Source organism: Methylobacterium tardum (genome assembly GCF_023546765.1).
Lineage (GTDB): Bacteria > Pseudomonadota > Alphaproteobacteria > Rhizobiales > Beijerinckiaceae > Methylobacterium > Methylobacterium tardum.
The window spans coordinates 2,645,788-2,660,286 of sequence record NZ_CP097484.1; the positions used below are offsets into that span (position 1 = coordinate 2,645,788).

Genomic DNA, 14,499 nt, shown 5'->3' on the forward strand with positions numbered 1-14,499 from the left:
GGAATCTGCCGCCGTGCCGACCTCAACCGCTCGACGGAACATGCGGAGCGAGGCTCAGGCCGACAGCGTCCGCCGCAGCCTGCGCCAGCCCGCCATGACCCCCGTGATCGCGATGCCGCCCGCCAGCATATTCAGGACCCACTGCGCCGCATCGTGCAGGGGCCGGTTGCCGGTAAGTCCCGGCAGGTCGAGCCGATGCGGGGCGTCGAACAGCCAGCGGTTGATCCGGCCGGAGCGGTCGAGGCGCTGGAGGATCGTGCCGTCCCGGGGATCGACGTGAAGCCAGGTCGCAGCCGCGTCGCCGAAGCGCAGGCGCAGCACCGGGAGCGGCCGCGGATCGGTGCCGTGGGGATACCAATAGGCGTCGTAGGCCGTCATTTGGCGCATCGAGCGCAGCGGGCCATCCGCGAAGCCCTCCGCGGCTGCAGCCGCGATGGTGCCGGCGTCGAGCGCCGATGCACCGTCCGCCTTGACCGCGCGGCCACCGCCCGTCGCTTCGGCGATGACCCACCAGGCTCCTCCGATGGCGGCAAACCGCAGGGCGCGGGTTTCCGGCGCAGCGAAGGCACGTAGGCGCGGCGGGTCGAGCTTGAGCGCCGGCGGACTGTCGGCATAGGCGGCGCGCAGGTCCGCGGGCGGGCTGGGCGCCGCAAACCAGCGGTTCGGGTTCATCGAGATCCAGCCGCTGAGGATGAAGGTGCTCAGCCCGAGCCCGCCCGCGAGGCCGAGCAGGTGATGCCATCGCGCGAGCCCGCGATAGGGCGTCACCGCGCAGCCCGCATAGCGTCGGCGAAGGCGCAGGCGCCAGATCCCGATCGCGAACCCGCTCACCGCCCCCAGGGCGGCGAAGCCCGACAGCCACAGCAGGAATGTCCGCCACAGCTCCGCGCGGGCGCGCACCGGCGTCAGGTAGATCCAGTGCGCCACTGAACCCACCCAGTTCCAGGCCCGCTCCGACCGGGTCGTGTCGAGGGCGATGGCGCCGGTGACTTCCGAGACGTAGAGCTCGGTCCCAGCGGCGTCGCCCAGGGCGACCTTCAGGAAGGGCCGCAGCGGGTCGTACCGGGCGGTGACGGTCCACTGGTCGCGCTCGACCGGCGTAACACGGGCGTTCGCGGATCCCGGGGCCGCGAGCTGCAAGGCCGCTTCGGGCGTCACGGGCCCGAGCCGCTCACCGGTCCGCGCTGAGATCGTCGCCCGGCCGCCGTCGCGGCCGGCGATGCGGTAGACCGGCTCGGCGCCCCGCATCTCCAGGTCGAAGGCGGCCGGGACGCCCGAGAGGCCGACGGCGCGGAGCGCCTCGTCCGGCGCGACCGCGACGTGGTCCCAGACGAGCGGCGGAAGCCGCGCCAGACGCTCGGCCTCGGTGAGCGTCGGGAACGGCACGTAGAGCATCACCAGCCCGGAGCCGATCCATACGGTGAAGAGCAGCCCCAGGGCGATCCCGGACCAGCGATGGAACAGCAGCAGGAAGCGCCGGCCCGCCTTCCCGAGCCGCCGCGATAGCTTCACCACGTCACCGTGTAGGCGACCTCGACCGAGCGCGGCCGCCCGAGCAGCCAGTTGGTGCCGGCCCCGTTCACGGCGTTGCCGCTGATCGCGTAGACCTTGTCGAACAGGTTGTAGACCCGCAGGGACAAGCGGGATTCCGCCGTGACCTGATGGTCGAGGACGAGGTTGACGAGGTTGTAGGCCGGGCGCCGCGCCGTGTTGCCGAAGTCGCTGTAGACCTGGCCGACGTTCTGGAGTCCGACACGGGCGGTCCAGTCGCGCGCAACGTCCCAGGTCAGCCAGAGGTTGGCCACCCGTTCGGGCACATCAATCGGCTGATTGCCGGCATACGAGATTGTGGCACCGTTCACCGACTGATCGAACTTGTCATACTGCGCGTGCAGGAGCGCGAGGTTGCCGTCGAGCCGCCAGCCCGGCGCGAAATGCCAGCCCAGCGCCAGCTCGAACCCGTGCGACGATTGCTGGCCGACCTGCGTCGAGAGGGTCGGCTGCCCTGGCACGGCCGAGATCAGGTTGTCCTTGACGATGCGGTAGCCGGCAACGGTCCATTCCAGCGCGCCGTCGAGTGCGAGCCCCTTGGCGCCGACCTCGACCTGCGTGCCGGTGGCGAGCTGGAACCCCGCGAGCGACTGCGACAGAGTGATCAGGCTGTTCACCGGGTCGGTGGCGAAGCTGTACTGGGCGTAGAGCGCGCTGTCCGGCGTCGGATTGTAGACGAGGCCGAACCGGTATCCCAACGCCCGGTAGGTCTTCTCGAAGCGCGAGCCCGTCTGCAGATCCTCCCGGTGCAGCGTCGGCACGTCGAGGCGCACGCCCGTGAGGAACGACAGCTTCTCCGACAGGATCACCCGGTCCTCGGCGAAGACCGAGGCCTGGCTCGTCTGGGTGGCATAGGCCGGACGCGCCCGGCCGTTCTGCGGGAAGAAGCCCGGATCGTAGCCGGTGAGCGGTACGCTGGTTGTCGGAGCGTCGAAATAGAAATTGTTGGTGTGCCGGAAGTCGATGTGGTTCACGTCGAACCCGGCGACGAACTGGTTGGCGAAGCCGAAGAGGTTGCCCCGGAACGTCGCGTTGAGCCGGTCCCCGACCTGCTCCTGGCTGTGGTAGATCTCGAGATAGTCGCCCCGGTCCACCAGCCCGGTGCCGCGATTGTAGGAATACTGCTCGACGTCGAGCCAGTGGCGACGGCTGGTGAGCCGGTAGGCGGTGTTGCGCACCGTGATGTCGGCCGAGGGCGACCACTCGGTCTTGAACTGGGTCCAGTTGTCGGCCCAGGTGATCTTCGCGTCGCGGACGTTGTAGTTGTTGAACCGGATCAGGTCCGGGATCCGCCCTTCGACCAGCGGCGTGCCCCAATAGCGGGCCGGCTCCTGGTAGCCGAGATCGTGGCTCAGCGTGAACGTCAGGTCCGGGCTCGGCTGGAACAGCAGGGCAGCCGAGACCGCGAGGTTGCGGAAATCGCCCTCGGGGCGGATCCAGCCGTCGGCGCGGTTGCCGCTGACGTTGAGGCGGTACGCGAAGGTGTCGCCGAACTCCGCTTGGCCAAGCGCGCCGCCGGAATCGAGGGCGAGGCGCGCGACGCCGTCGGTGCCCACCACCGCGCGCGCGGCGTTGATCGGCACGAAGACCGGCTTCTTGGGCACAACGTTGATGACGCCGCCAATGGCGCCGTCGCCGTAGAGCACCGAGGACGGCCCGCGCAGCACCTCGATCCGCTCGACGTTCCAAGTATCGAACGGGAAGGTTACGGTGTTGGCGCCCACGTAGAAGCGCGTGCCGTCGTAGAGCTGCTGGATCGAGTTCGGGCCGGCGAAGCCGCGGGACGTGAACGCGCCGTTGCCATTGCCGGGGGCGGCGATCGTGGTGATGCCGGTGGCGTCCTGGGTCACGGCCTCGGCGATCGTGTCCTGGCCGCGCAGCCGCGCGGTCTCGCCCGACACGATGTCGAGGCTGGCCGGCGTCTCCAGGGGCGTCAGGCCGATCCGGCTCGCGGTCCGGTCACGGATGCGCAGGTTGAGGCTGTTCGGGACGGCACGGTCCGAGCCGCCACCCTCCCCCTCAACCGAGAGCTGGTCGAGGGCAACGGTTTCCTGCGCGGCGGCCGGGCTCGCGAGGAGCGCGACGAGCACGCCGCAGAGCGGTGCGGGCCCGCCCGATCTTGGGCGATTGTTCGTAGGTGACATGGCAGAGGAGGTCCGTGCGCGGCGCGGGCCAGCCGGCTCGTCCTACAAGCATTGTAATAACATTACAATTGCTCGGCCGCATCGGAAGCTCGGCGGCCACAGGCGCGTGGGTGCGCGCGGCGGCCGCGACAATGATCGATACGGTGAGGACGGGCATCGGGAGCGGTGTCGCGGGCGCGCTTGCTGTGGCACGTCACCGCGAACGAGGTCTCGCCGACCGCGCGGATGCACGGGCGTCTCGACACCCGCCAGGACAACCCCGCCCAGCGCGTTTCGCGTGTGACCACGGCTGACGGCAGGTCTCCTGGCTCGCGGGTCGCCGCCCTCGCACCGTCTTCCCGGGCCAGCGACCCAGTGACGTGGTGGTGAAGGGCTCGCCGCTTACAGTTGCGGGGACAGCCGCGGCCTCGGGGCGAGCCCCTCACCGCGTTCCCTTTTGATCCCCGAAGGGAACCGTCGCCAATAAGCTTGGCCTTATGGTTCGTCCGCGTCAAGCCGAACGAGGTGGTGGCGTGGTCTGAGAACCCCCGTCGATTCTCATCGGGGCAGATCAGACGGCGATGGCGGGCTTGGTGCCCGCGGGGCGCGCGAGGGTGAAGAGTCGCCTATTGATAGTAAAACTATGTCTATAATGACAATCTATCCCAAATACGAGCGGCATATCGAGTATTTGTTCATTTCAAATTAAAAATTTAGTCGTTCGATCGCGCGGGATGATCTTGGAACTTTTTTACGTGCTGCTGCGTACTGAACGCGTGTCGTGCCGACGGAAGCATCGGGATCATCCGAACACAGGTCTCGGACCAGAGCAGATCGGTAGCGCTTTCGAGCGGGGACCAGTAAAGGAGGGCCGATAGAGATGAGCTATAGATTGGAAAATCCTGGCCACCCGGGTGGGTATGTGCGGCGGAATATCGTCGAGCCGCGCAACTTGACCGTTATGGACGCAGCCGGATTGCTTGATGTGCCGCGTCAAACGCTGTTCGATTTCCTCAATGAGGAGGCCGTGTTGTCTCCGGAATTGGCTCTGCGGATCGAGGCGGTGTTCGGGGTCGAAATGGAGACCTTGATGGAGATGCAGACCCAGTTCGACATCGCCGACATGCGCAAGCGCTGTCAGAACCTCCAGAGCGAACTCGCCGCCAAGGCGAGGTCCCACTTGGTTGCATCGGAGGCTCAGGAAACGAGCGCTCCGCCCCCGACGATCATCCGACGCGGGCACGTGTTCGGCTGAGGCTCATCCCGGCCCTCGGCGCAGAGACTCCGCCGGAATCGGCGCATTTTCGGCGCGGACGGACGTGACCGGTTTATTCAGGCCGCCCCGGTCCCTCCCTCCGCCTTTGCCGCTGCGCCGGGGCGATGCTACAGCCGGGCAACCCCATCGGTCCCGACGTCCGCGACGCCGCGGCCTATGCGCCCGGACGTCCCGTCCGAGGCAGTGACGGGTGCCGGCGGAATCATGAACACACGACCTCCCAGAAGCGGCGGCCCGAAGGGGCGTAAGCCACAGGCCGGCAAGGTTCAATCGGGCGGCCGCGCCCGCACCGGCCCGCGCACCAGCGCCCGCGACGCTGCCGAGCGCGCCGCCCGCAACCGCGGCGACGATGCCGGCGCGCGCGATCCCTGGGGCGGTGCGGCACCCGCCGCGCCTGCCCGGGCTCCAAAACCCCGTGCTGCCGCGGAGGGTGCGCAGGCACGCCACACGGCGCCGGCCGGGCGCGGTGCGCCGAGCGCCAAGCCCGGGCCGAGACCTGCGCCGAAGCGGCACGAAGGACCCGCTCCAGCCCCCACCCCCGGCCCGACCCGCCGCGAGCAGCGCGCCGCCGCTTCCGCGACCCTCGCCTCCGGCGTGCAGACGCTGACGGTCGAGCCGGACGAAGCCGGCATGCGCATCGACCGGTTTCTCACCGCTCGCTTCCCGCTCCTCCCCTTTACTCGGGTTCAGAGCATCGTCCGCAAGGGCGAGCTGCGGGTCGACGGCAAGCGCGCCAAGCCCAACGACCGGCTGGAGCCGGGGATGAGCGTGCGCGTGCCGCCGCTGCGCCTCGACCAGCCCTCCGAGCGCCCGCGCAACGCCGCCCGCGAGCAAGACGACGCCGAATTCATCCGGTCGCTGATCCTCTACGAGGACGCTGACATGATGATCCTCAACAAGCCCTTCGGCCTCGCGGTCCAGGGCGGATCCGGCACGGTCCGCCACGTCGACGGCCTGCTCGCCGCGCTGACCGGCCCGGACGGGCAGAAGCCCCGCCTCGTCCATCGGCTCGACAAGGACACGGCCGGCTGCCTGATCATCGCCAAGACCCGGCTCGCCGCCGCGACGCTGGCCAAGAGCTTCCGCTCCCGGGCGGCGCGGAAGATCTACTGGGCGCTCACCGCCGGCGTGCCGCGGGTACGGCAGGGCCGCGTCTCGACCTATCTCGCCAAGGAAGAGCCCACCGACGCCGATGCGCGCATGCGCGTCGCTAAGCACGGCGACGAGGGCGCGAGCCACGCCCTGACCTACTACGCGATGGTCGATCAGGCCGCTCAGAAGCTGTCCTGGCTGTCGTTCAAGCCGGTCACCGGCCGCACGCACCAGCTGCGCGCCCACGCAGCCCATATCGGCCACCCGATCGTCGGGGATCCGAAATACTTCTCCGTGGAGAACTGGGAGCTGCCGGGCGGCATCCAGAACCGGCTCCACCTGCTCGCCCGCCGGATCGTGATCCCGCACCCGCGGACCGGCAAGCCGGTGGACGTGAGCGCGCCGCTGCCGCCCCACATGGCCCAGAGCTGGAACCTGCTCGGCTTCGACGCCGCCCGCTACGACCCGATCGTCGAGGCGCCGGAGGCCTGAGCCAGGAGCCACGGCACGATCGCAGCGGCGAGGGCGTCGGGCGCTTCAAGCGGCAGCATGTGCCCCGACCCGTCGATCACCGTCAGGGTCGCGCCGGGGATCCCGTCCCGAAGCTCTTGCGACTCGTCGAGGCCGCGCAGCGCGTCCTGGGCCGCCGCTACGACCAGCGTCGGGCAACGGATCGCGCCGAGCCGGTCGAAATCGCTCGCGCGGGCTTGGCCGGCCTGACGGAGGAAGACCGGTCCGCCGAGCCGGTCGCCCATTCGCCGGATACGCCCGATCAGGTCGGCGTCGCCCGCCCGCTCGGGATGTACCGACTGGAGGATCGCCCCACGACTGAGGCCGGTGAAGCCCTGCTCGCGGACATGTGCGACGGCGATCGCCTTCCGCGCCGCCTGGGCGCGGGTATCGGCCCGGGCCGAAGTGGCGATCAGGACCAGCGCCCGCACCCGCTCCGGCGCAAGGCGGGCGATCTCGCGGGCCACGTAGCCGCCCATAGAGAAGCCGACCAGGGCGAAGCGTTCGGGCGCCTCCGCTACCACCCGGGATGCCATGTCGTCGATCGCGGCGTCACGGCTCAGATCGGCGTGGTGGATCGCGCCGACCCGCGCGAGCTGAACCTCCATGTCGGTCCAGAGGTCGGAATCAGTCATGAAGCCGGGAAGAAGAACGAGGTTCATCGCCGGATCGCGACCCCTGCCGCTGGAGAGCCATTGCGCGCCTGGTCGACCGCGCTACGCTGCCGCCGGTAAAGTTCGCGCCATCTTCCGAGAGTCTCGCGCCGCGCATGCCTTGGCAACCGGTCGCCCCACCTCATATGCTTCGCCATGCCCCGCCGATCCGTCGCGGGGCCGGTTCCCCGCGGTTTGAGACCCTGACGCATGAAGCTCGCGATGCTGGCCTGCCTCGCCGCCCTGTGCCTCACCGGGCCGATCGCGCACGCCGCGCCGGGCGAGCAGGCCAGACCCGCCCTCCCGGCGACCGCCCCTCGCCCGACCGAGGCGGCGGCCCCGCATCCGGCTACGGGTCCCGGAGAGGCCGCGGCACCGGCGCAGGCCAGTCCGCGCCCGGCCTCCGCCGGCCGGGCCGAGCGTCGGCGTCGCTCCTACGCGGCTTGCAACCGCGCCTCGCACCAGCGCGGCCTGCGCGGCGGCAAGCGTCGGCGCTTCCTGATCCGGTGCCGGCTCGGCTACGAGCGCACGCGCGCTCAGGCGGTGCAGCCCGCCCCGGCCGGCCAGCCGGTGCAGCCGGCCCGCAAGCCGTGAGCGCGGATAATCCGCGCGCGGCCTCAGGGCGACCGCGAATCCCCGGCGGCCGATGAGGCTCGTGGTCTTCGACGTCGACGGCACCCTCGCCGACAGCCAGCACCTGATCGTGGCGGCCCAGGGCCTCGCCTTTGCGGAGAACGGCCTGCCGGCCCCCGGCCGGCGGGAGGCTCTGTCGGTGGTCGGCCTCTCGCTGCCGCAGGCGTTCCGGCGCCTCGTCGGCGAGGACGGACCAGTCGCCGCGCTTTCGGAGAGCTACAAGGAGGCCTACAACCGGCTGCGGGTCGACCCTGCCTACGAGGAACCGCTGTTTCCCGGGATGGCCGAGCTGCTCGCCACGCTGAAAGCCCGCGACGACGTGCTCCTCGCCCTCGCCACCGGCAAGTCGCGGCGCGGCGTCGACCGGCTGATCGCGCATCACGGCTGGGACGACTGGTTCGTGACGACGCAGAGCGCCGATGATGCGCCGTCCAAGCCCGATCCGGCCATGCTGCGGCAGGCCATGAGCGAGGCCGGCTGCGAACCGGAGGCGACCGTGATGGTCGGCGACACCACCTTCGACATCGCCATGGGGGTGGCGGCCGGCGCCGCCGCCGTGGGGGTGGCCTGGGGCTATCACCCGCCAGAAGCGCTCTATGGAGCCGGCGCCGTCACGGTGGTGCCGAGTGCTGGCGCGCTGGAGGCGCAACTCCTCGACGGTGCGGATACGATCCGCTGAGACTGCAAGGCTCGCGAGCACACGCGAAGGCTCGCGCGCGAGGCCGGGAACGCCTATCTCGTGTCCATGAGCGATGAGACGACGGACTGGCTCGGCGGACCGGGCGAGAATGAGCGACCGGATCCGGTGCGGGCAGCCCGCGGCCATGCCAAGCCCGCCCTGCCCCGGCGCTTCTACACCGAGACCGGCTTCTCCGAGGAGGCGGGCGGGTTGCGCCTGACTCTGGACGGGCGTCCGGCGAACACGCCGGCCCGCAATCCGCTGCGCCTGCCCAACCGGGCGCTGGCCGAAAAGGTCGCGGCCGAATGGGCGGCGCAGGACACGCAGATCGATCCGGCGCGGATGCCGCTTACGCGGCTCGCGAACACGGCCATCGACGGCGTCGCACCCCGGCACGCGGCCGTGGTCGGCGATCTCTGCGCCTATGCGGGCACCGACCTCGTGGCCTATCGCGCCGGGGATCCGGAGCGGCTGGTGGCCGCTCAGGGGGCGGCCTGGGACCCGATCCTCGCCTGGGCCCGGGACGAACTCGGCGTGCAGGTGATCCTGAGCGAGGGCATCCGGCACGTGGAGCAGCCGCCCGCCACCGTGCGGGCGCTCTCCGACGCTGTGGCGGCCGTGACCGATCCGTTCCAGCTTGCGGGCCTGCACACCCTGACGACGCTCACCGGATCCCTGCTGATCGCGCTGGCCGTGCTGCGCGGTCATCTGACCCCGGCCGAGGCCTGGGCGGCTGCCCATGTCGGCGAGACGTACCAGGCGGAGGTCTGGGGCCGGGATGCCGAGGCCGAGGCGCGTCTCGAGGCCCGCCGCTCGGAATTCGAGGCTGCGGCCGACTTCGTCGGTGCCCGCCGCTGACGAGGTCACAAGGCCTGGGCCGATTGCGCAGATGCAATTGCGCAACAATCCCGAACTCGCGGTGAGCGGCCTCCGCTGCCGGCTGACTCTGCACGAAGACTGAATTAGGGTCCGACTCTGTTGTGTTCAGGTCGCCCATGCGCAGAGATCAGTCCGTTAAATGCAGATTCGAAGGTGAGCTGGCGGCGCTTATTGCGCCTCTGCGGACGTGTGGCGACGAGCGTGCCCGCCATGCGCTGTTCGACGCGCTCATGGACCTCGAAGGCCGGGCGCGGACGGAGGGTGCCTCGGACCTGACCTTGCGCAAAATCGCGGAGATCCGGTTCCTCACCGGAATCCTGCGCGAGGCCGTGCGTCCATACCGGACGGTGCCTCTGCGGACGATCCTCCGCGTACGTGAGCGCATGAACGGCCGCACGGTCGTCCGGGCTCCGGAGGCCGCCGAGATCGAGGATTGCTGACGGGTACAGGCGTCCTATCGGGGCGCCGCGAGGGCGGCTTCGATCCGCGCCTCCAGGGCGGCCGGCTTGGTTCCCGGTGCGAAGCGGGCCAGCACCCGGCCGTCCCGGCTGACCAGGAACTTGGTGAAGTTCCACTTCACCGCGCGCGTGCCGAGCAGTCCGGGACGCGCGCTTGTGAGATGGGTGTAGAGCGGGTCGGCTCCAGGCCCGTTGACGGCAACTTTGGCGAGCACTGGGAAGGTGACGTCGTAAGTGAGCGAGCAGAAGCGCTCGATCTCGGCGGCGTTGCCCGGTTCCTGGGCACCGAACTGGTTGCACGGAAAGCCCAGAACCGTCAGGCCGGCCTCTCTGTGGCGGCGCCAGAGAGCCTCGAGGCCCTCATATTGTGGAGTGAAGCCGCAGCGTGAGGCGGTGTTCACGATGAGCAGCACTTGGCCGCGATGCTGCGCGAGCGGATAGGGTGTGCCATCGGCGGCGGCGACGGTGAGGTCGTGGAGTGTTGTCATGCCCGATCCCTTGGCCAAAGGGACCGCGCATGCAAGGTTCATGGCCCGGTCCGCCCCTGTGCGCCCGCAAGACCGACGAAGCGCCCTTGGCTGTCTAAGCCGAGCGATGCATCAAATTTTAATGTGGATTATAGCCGATACGGTACATCCAGCATACAAGCTCGACAATCGCGGCGACACTTATCGGCACGGCCGCGAGTGAGGGTTGGCTGCATCCCCCTGCCTAGACTTGACCGGGGTGCGTGGATGCCGCGCTTTCACTTCCACGTCCACGACGGCTATTCCGCGCTGGATGTCGAGGGCACCGAGTTCGCGGACTGGCAGGCCGCCCGGTTGGAGGCCATCCGCCTTGCCGGCGACATCCTGAAGCACGACGCACACCGCATCGCCCTGGGTGAGGACTGGCGCATCGAGGTGACCGACGGCGCCGGCCTGATCCTGTTCCAGATGACGTTCCTCGTGATCGAATCCCCGGCCATGCGCAGGGAGCCGGTGCGCGGTGCTCAGCCGAGCTGAGGGGCTTGGTCGCTGGTCGCCGCAATCCGCCAGCGCTCCGGGTCTGGATCGCGGGCATCGGTGCGCTGCAACGGGGCGGCGTGGGAGCGCGAGTCCGAACGCCCGTCGCCTTCAGGCAGGAACCTTCTGTACGTCGAAGCTCGGTCCCTGCGGAGTCATCCTGTCGTGGGATACGATGCGTTCGTCGGCACCCACCACTCCGAGGCTGACGTCCCGGTCCGGCAGGATGACGGTGGTGCTCTTGTTGATGTGCACCAGCACGTGCCGCCGCAGCGGCACCGAGGCCACGGCCCAGCGCTTGAGCTGGCCGTAATAGGGTTCGCGCCGCCAGGCGTTGGCCTGCCCGGGATCGACCTGCACGTTCATGTTGCGGGTCACGGGATCGAGGCTCAGCACCATCTTGGCCCGGTCCGGCTTCCATTCCGGCCCGAGCCAGCCCTCCGTCATCCACAGGCAGTGGAATGCCCGGCAATGGTCGGGCCGGGTGGCGTGGATCGCGCAGCCCTGGCCGGCCTTGGTATGGCGGCACCATTGCCCCGCGACGCTCTCGACCGCCGGGACGTCGTAGACCTTGCAGCAGAGCGTGCAGGCGCCGCAGGTGCGGCCGGGCGCGGGCTGCGCGACGAAAGCTTCGGGATTGAGCATGGTTCGTGCGTCGCGAGAGGCAGTCGCTTCCGGCATGCGTCCGGCAACGGCCGGCCGCGGATCCGCCGGACTACCTGCACGGGCATCGGGTCGGTAGTGTGGCGGCCGCTCTCCCCTCCGCAAGAGGACCGTGCGATCCATGTTGTCGAACCTCGCAACCCGCGACGTCGAAACCCTGCTCCACCCCTACACGAACCTGTCCACGCATCGGCACACCGGCCCGCTGGTGCTGGAGCGTGGCGAGGGCGTTCACGTCTACGACACGGAGGGCCGTCCCTACATCGAGGGCATGTCCGGCCTGTGGTGCACGGCGCTCGGCTACTCGAACGCGGAGCTCGTCGAGGCGGCCCGGGCGCAGATGGCGCGGCTGCCGTTCACGCATCTCTTCTCGGGCCGCAGCCATGATCCGGGGATCGAACTCGCCGAAACCCTCAAGGAGCTGATGCCGGTCCCGACCTCGAAGATCTTCTTCACCTCCTCGGGTTCGGAGGCGAACGATACGCAGGTCAAGCTCACGTGGTACTACAACAACGCGCTGGGCCGGCCGAAGAAGAAGAAGATCATTGCCCGCCAGAAGGGCTACCATGGGGTCACGGTGGCCAGCGCCTCGATGACCGGGCTCGCGGCGAACCACGCCGACTGGGACCTGCCGCTGCCGGGCTTCCTGCACGTCGCGCCCGCGCACCATTACCGGGGCGCCGGGCCCGGTGAGACCGAGGAGGCCTATTCGGCTCGGCTCGCCGCCGAGCTGGAGGAGACGATCCTGCGCGAGGGACCAGAGACCGTGGCGGCGTTCATCGCCGAGCCAGTGATGGGCGCGGGCGGCGCGATCGTGCCGCCGCGGGGCTATTTCGCGGCCATCCAGGCGGTGCTCGCGAAATATGACGTCCGCCTGATCGCCGACGAGGTGATCTGCGGTTTCGGCCGGCTCGGCACGTGGTTCGGCAGCGAGGCTCTGGGCGTCCGGCCGGACTCAATCTCCTTCGCAAAGGCGCTCACCTCCGCCTACATGCCGCTCGGCGGCGTGAGTATCGACGAGCCGCTCTACGAGGCGCTCATCGCACAGAGCGAGAAGATCGGCACGTTCGGCCACGGAACGACCTATTCGGGCCATCCGGTTGCGGCCGCGGTGGCGCTGAAGGCGATCGAGATCTATCGGCGCGACCGGGTGATCGAGGGCGCCGCCGAGAAGGCGCCGCAGTTCCAGCGCCGCCTGTCAGCCCTCGCCGAGCACGCCATCGTGGGCGAGGCCAACGGCATCGGGCTGATCGGCGGCCTGGAGATCGTCGCCGACAAGGCCAGCAAGCGGCAATACGACCCGAAGGCGGGCGTCGCGGCCCGATGCGTTGCTTTCGCGCAAGGCGAGGGGCTGATCGTGCGGGCGCTCGCCGGCGACCGTGTAGCCGTCTGCCCGCCGCTGATCATCACCCCGGACGAGATCGACGCGCTGTTCGATAGGCTCGGTCGGGCGCTGGACCGCACCCGCGACTGGATCCGTGCCGAGGGGCTGGAGGCGATGCCGGGGTAAGAGGCATCTGCCGCGCGCTTCGGAGATTGGGGAGTCCAACGCCGTCATTCCGGGCTCCGCTTCGCGGCCTCGGAATGACGGCGTTCAGTGTGGCAACGCGCATCAAGAAGCCGGCCGCAGAGAAGGCCGCGCTCACATCGCGTCGCGCTGCGCCTCAGGCTGGCCCGCCGCCTGGAGCCCCGCCGGGGTCAGCGGCGTGATGCGCAAGGTCGTGATCCGGTTCTTGGCCTTCCGCAGCACCTGGAACCGGAAGCCGTGGAAGTTGAAGGCCGTGCCCTGATCGGGGATCGTGCGGGCCTCGTGGATGACGAGGCCCGCGATCGTGGTGGCCTCCTCGTCGGGCAGGTTCCAGTCCATGGCGCGGTTGAGGTCGCGGATCGGCACACCGCCGTCGACGTTCACCGAGCCGTCGCCCTGCGGACGCACGCCCGAGACGGTGACGTCGTGCTCGTCGGCGATGTCGCCGACGATCTCCTCCAGGATGTCCTCCAGGGTCACGAGGCCCATCACCTCGCCGTACTCGTCGACCACCAGGGCGAAATGGGTCTTCTTGGTCAGGAAGGCCTTGAGCTGGGCGCGCAGCGACGTCGTGCCCGGCACGAACCACGTCTCGAGCGCCAGCGCCTCAACCTTGAGGCCCGAGGCGTCGCCCCCGGCGGCGTCGAGCGCCCGCAGCAGGTCCTTGGCATGGAGCACGCCGACGATGTTCTCCGGCGTGCCGCGCCACAGGGGCATCCGCGTATAGGGCGAGGACAGGACCGCGCGCACGATGTCCTCGGACGGCTGGTCGGCGTCGATCGCCCGCATCTTGGTGCGGTGGACCATGACGTCGGAGACCGTCAGGTCCGACAGGTCGAGGAGGCCGCCCAGCATGTCGCGCTCGGCCTTGGCGACACCGCCCTCGCGGTGCATCAGCGCCACCTGCCCGCGCAGCTCCTCGGCGGCGGTGAGGATCGACTGGTGCTCGCCGATGGTGATCCCGAAGGGCTTCAGCATCAGCCGCACCACCTGCTCGATCGCGAGCGCCAGCGGGCCCATGAGCGCCACCGCGAAGGCCACCGGCCGGGCGGTGAGCAGCGCCGCCTTGTCGGGCTTGGAGATGGCCAGCGTCTTCGGCAGCACCTCGGCGAAGACGATGACCAGCACCGACATGCCGACGGTGGCGTAGATCACGCCGCTCTTGCCGAACAGGGCGGTGAGCACGCTGGTGGTGAAGGCGGAGGCGCCGATCGCCACGATGTTGTAGCCGATCAGCATCGCGCCGATGAACCGCTCGCGGATCGCCAGGATGCGGTTGACGATCGCGGCCCGGGGATCGCCCGCCTGTTCGAGGGCGTGCATCCGCGCCCGCGACGCGGCCGTGAAGGCGGTCTCGGCCCCCGCGAAGAAGGCCGAGAGCAGCAGCGAGATCACCACGATGCTCGCGGCGAACCACAGGTCGATATGGGTTTCCATCGGGTCCGTCAGG

The 14,499-nt window shown here is 69.6% G+C and carries 14 protein-coding genes and 1 riboswitch; of the genes, 8 read left to right on the plus strand and 6 right to left on the minus strand.

Going from position 1 to position 14,499, the window contains the following annotated elements; translation table 11 throughout:
• Window positions 1-54: 54 nt before the first annotated feature.
• Window positions 55-1,515, minus strand: coding sequence for a PepSY domain-containing protein (locus tag M6G65_RS12545; protein WP_238195541.1), 1,461 nt, complete (start codon window positions 1,513-1,515; stop codon window positions 55-57).
• Window positions 1,509-3,695, minus strand: coding sequence for a TonB-dependent receptor (locus M6G65_RS12550; RefSeq protein WP_238195540.1), 2,187 nt, complete (start codon window positions 3,693-3,695; stop codon window positions 1,509-1,511). The genes M6G65_RS12545 and M6G65_RS12550 overlap by 7 nt, the downstream gene beginning before the upstream one ends.
• 277 nt (window positions 3,696-3,972) lie before the next feature.
• A riboswitch (cobalamin riboswitch) is annotated at window positions 3,973-4,168 on the minus strand.
• A gap of 386 nt (window positions 4,169-4,554) precedes the next feature.
• Here M6G65_RS12550 and M6G65_RS12555 point away from each other — a divergent pair.
• Both M6G65_RS12555 and M6G65_RS12560 read left to right on the plus strand, forming a co-directional pair.
• Complete coding sequence (locus tag M6G65_RS12555; protein WP_238195539.1) at window positions 4,555-4,929, plus strand: HigA family addiction module antitoxin; 375 nt, start codon at window positions 4,555-4,557, stop codon at window positions 4,927-4,929.
• A gap of 225 nt (window positions 4,930-5,154) precedes the next feature.
• Window positions 5,155-6,534, plus strand: coding sequence for an RluA family pseudouridine synthase (locus tag M6G65_RS12560; RefSeq protein WP_238195538.1), 1,380 nt, complete (start codon window positions 5,155-5,157; stop codon window positions 6,532-6,534).
• On the opposite strand, the gene M6G65_RS12565 is transcribed toward M6G65_RS12560, so the two are convergent.
• Window positions 6,501-7,214, minus strand: coding sequence for an alpha/beta fold hydrolase (locus M6G65_RS12565; RefSeq protein WP_238195537.1), 714 nt, complete (start codon window positions 7,212-7,214; stop codon window positions 6,501-6,503). The genes M6G65_RS12560 and M6G65_RS12565 overlap by 34 nt on opposite strands.
• Window positions 7,215-7,415: 201 nt before the next feature.
• On the opposite strand from M6G65_RS12565, the gene M6G65_RS12570 reads away from it, so the two are divergent.
• From M6G65_RS12570 to M6G65_RS12585, 4 genes are all read left to right on the plus strand, one after another.
• On the plus strand, window positions 7,416-7,799 hold the full coding sequence (locus M6G65_RS12570) for a hypothetical protein (protein ID WP_238195536.1): 384 nt from the start codon (window positions 7,416-7,418) through the stop codon (window positions 7,797-7,799).
• 52 nt (window positions 7,800-7,851) lie between these two features.
• Complete coding sequence (locus M6G65_RS12575) at window positions 7,852-8,517, plus strand: HAD-IA family hydrolase (RefSeq protein WP_250104001.1); 666 nt, start codon at window positions 7,852-7,854, stop codon at window positions 8,515-8,517.
• Between the two features lie 66 nt (window positions 8,518-8,583).
• Window positions 8,584-9,375, plus strand: a complete 792-nt coding sequence (locus tag M6G65_RS12580; protein ID WP_250104240.1) for an ATP12 family chaperone protein — start codon at window positions 8,584-8,586, stop codon at window positions 9,373-9,375.
• A gap of 251 nt (window positions 9,376-9,626) precedes the next feature.
• Window positions 9,627-9,836 carry a hypothetical protein gene (locus tag M6G65_RS12585; protein ID WP_238195534.1) on the plus strand — a complete coding sequence of 70 codons (210 nt, stop codon included), beginning with the start codon at window positions 9,627-9,629 and terminating at the stop codon, window positions 9,834-9,836.
• 14 nt (window positions 9,837-9,850) lie between these two features.
• On the opposite strand, the gene M6G65_RS12590 is transcribed toward M6G65_RS12585, so the two are convergent.
• On the minus strand, window positions 9,851-10,342 hold the full coding sequence (locus M6G65_RS12590; RefSeq protein WP_238195533.1) for a glutathione peroxidase: 492 nt from the start codon (window positions 10,340-10,342) through the stop codon (window positions 9,851-9,853).
• 246 nt (window positions 10,343-10,588) lie between these two features.
• On the opposite strand from M6G65_RS12590, the gene M6G65_RS12595 reads away from it, so the two are divergent.
• A complete protein-coding gene (locus M6G65_RS12595; RefSeq protein ID WP_238195532.1) occupies window positions 10,589-10,858 on the plus strand; it encodes a DUF6894 family protein in 270 nt (89 codons plus the stop codon).
• 111 nt (window positions 10,859-10,969) lie between these two features.
• Here the strand turns inward: M6G65_RS12595 and M6G65_RS12600 are convergent, their stop codons facing one another.
• Window positions 10,970-11,503, minus strand: a complete 534-nt coding sequence (locus M6G65_RS12600; RefSeq protein WP_238195531.1) for a hypothetical protein — start codon at window positions 11,501-11,503, stop codon at window positions 10,970-10,972.
• 139 nt (window positions 11,504-11,642) lie between these two features.
• On the opposite strand from M6G65_RS12600, the gene M6G65_RS12605 reads away from it, so the two are divergent.
• Entirely contained in the window at window positions 11,643-13,031 is a 1,389-nt protein-coding gene (locus M6G65_RS12605; protein ID WP_238195530.1) for an aminotransferase, read from the plus strand.
• Between the two features lie 132 nt (window positions 13,032-13,163).
• On the opposite strand, the gene M6G65_RS12610 is transcribed toward M6G65_RS12605, so the two are convergent.
• Window positions 13,164-14,486 carry an HlyC/CorC family transporter gene (locus tag M6G65_RS12610; protein WP_238195529.1) on the minus strand — a complete coding sequence of 441 codons (1,323 nt, stop codon included), beginning with the start codon at window positions 14,484-14,486 and terminating at the stop codon, window positions 13,164-13,166.
• Between the last annotated feature and the right edge of the window lie 13 nt (window positions 14,487-14,499).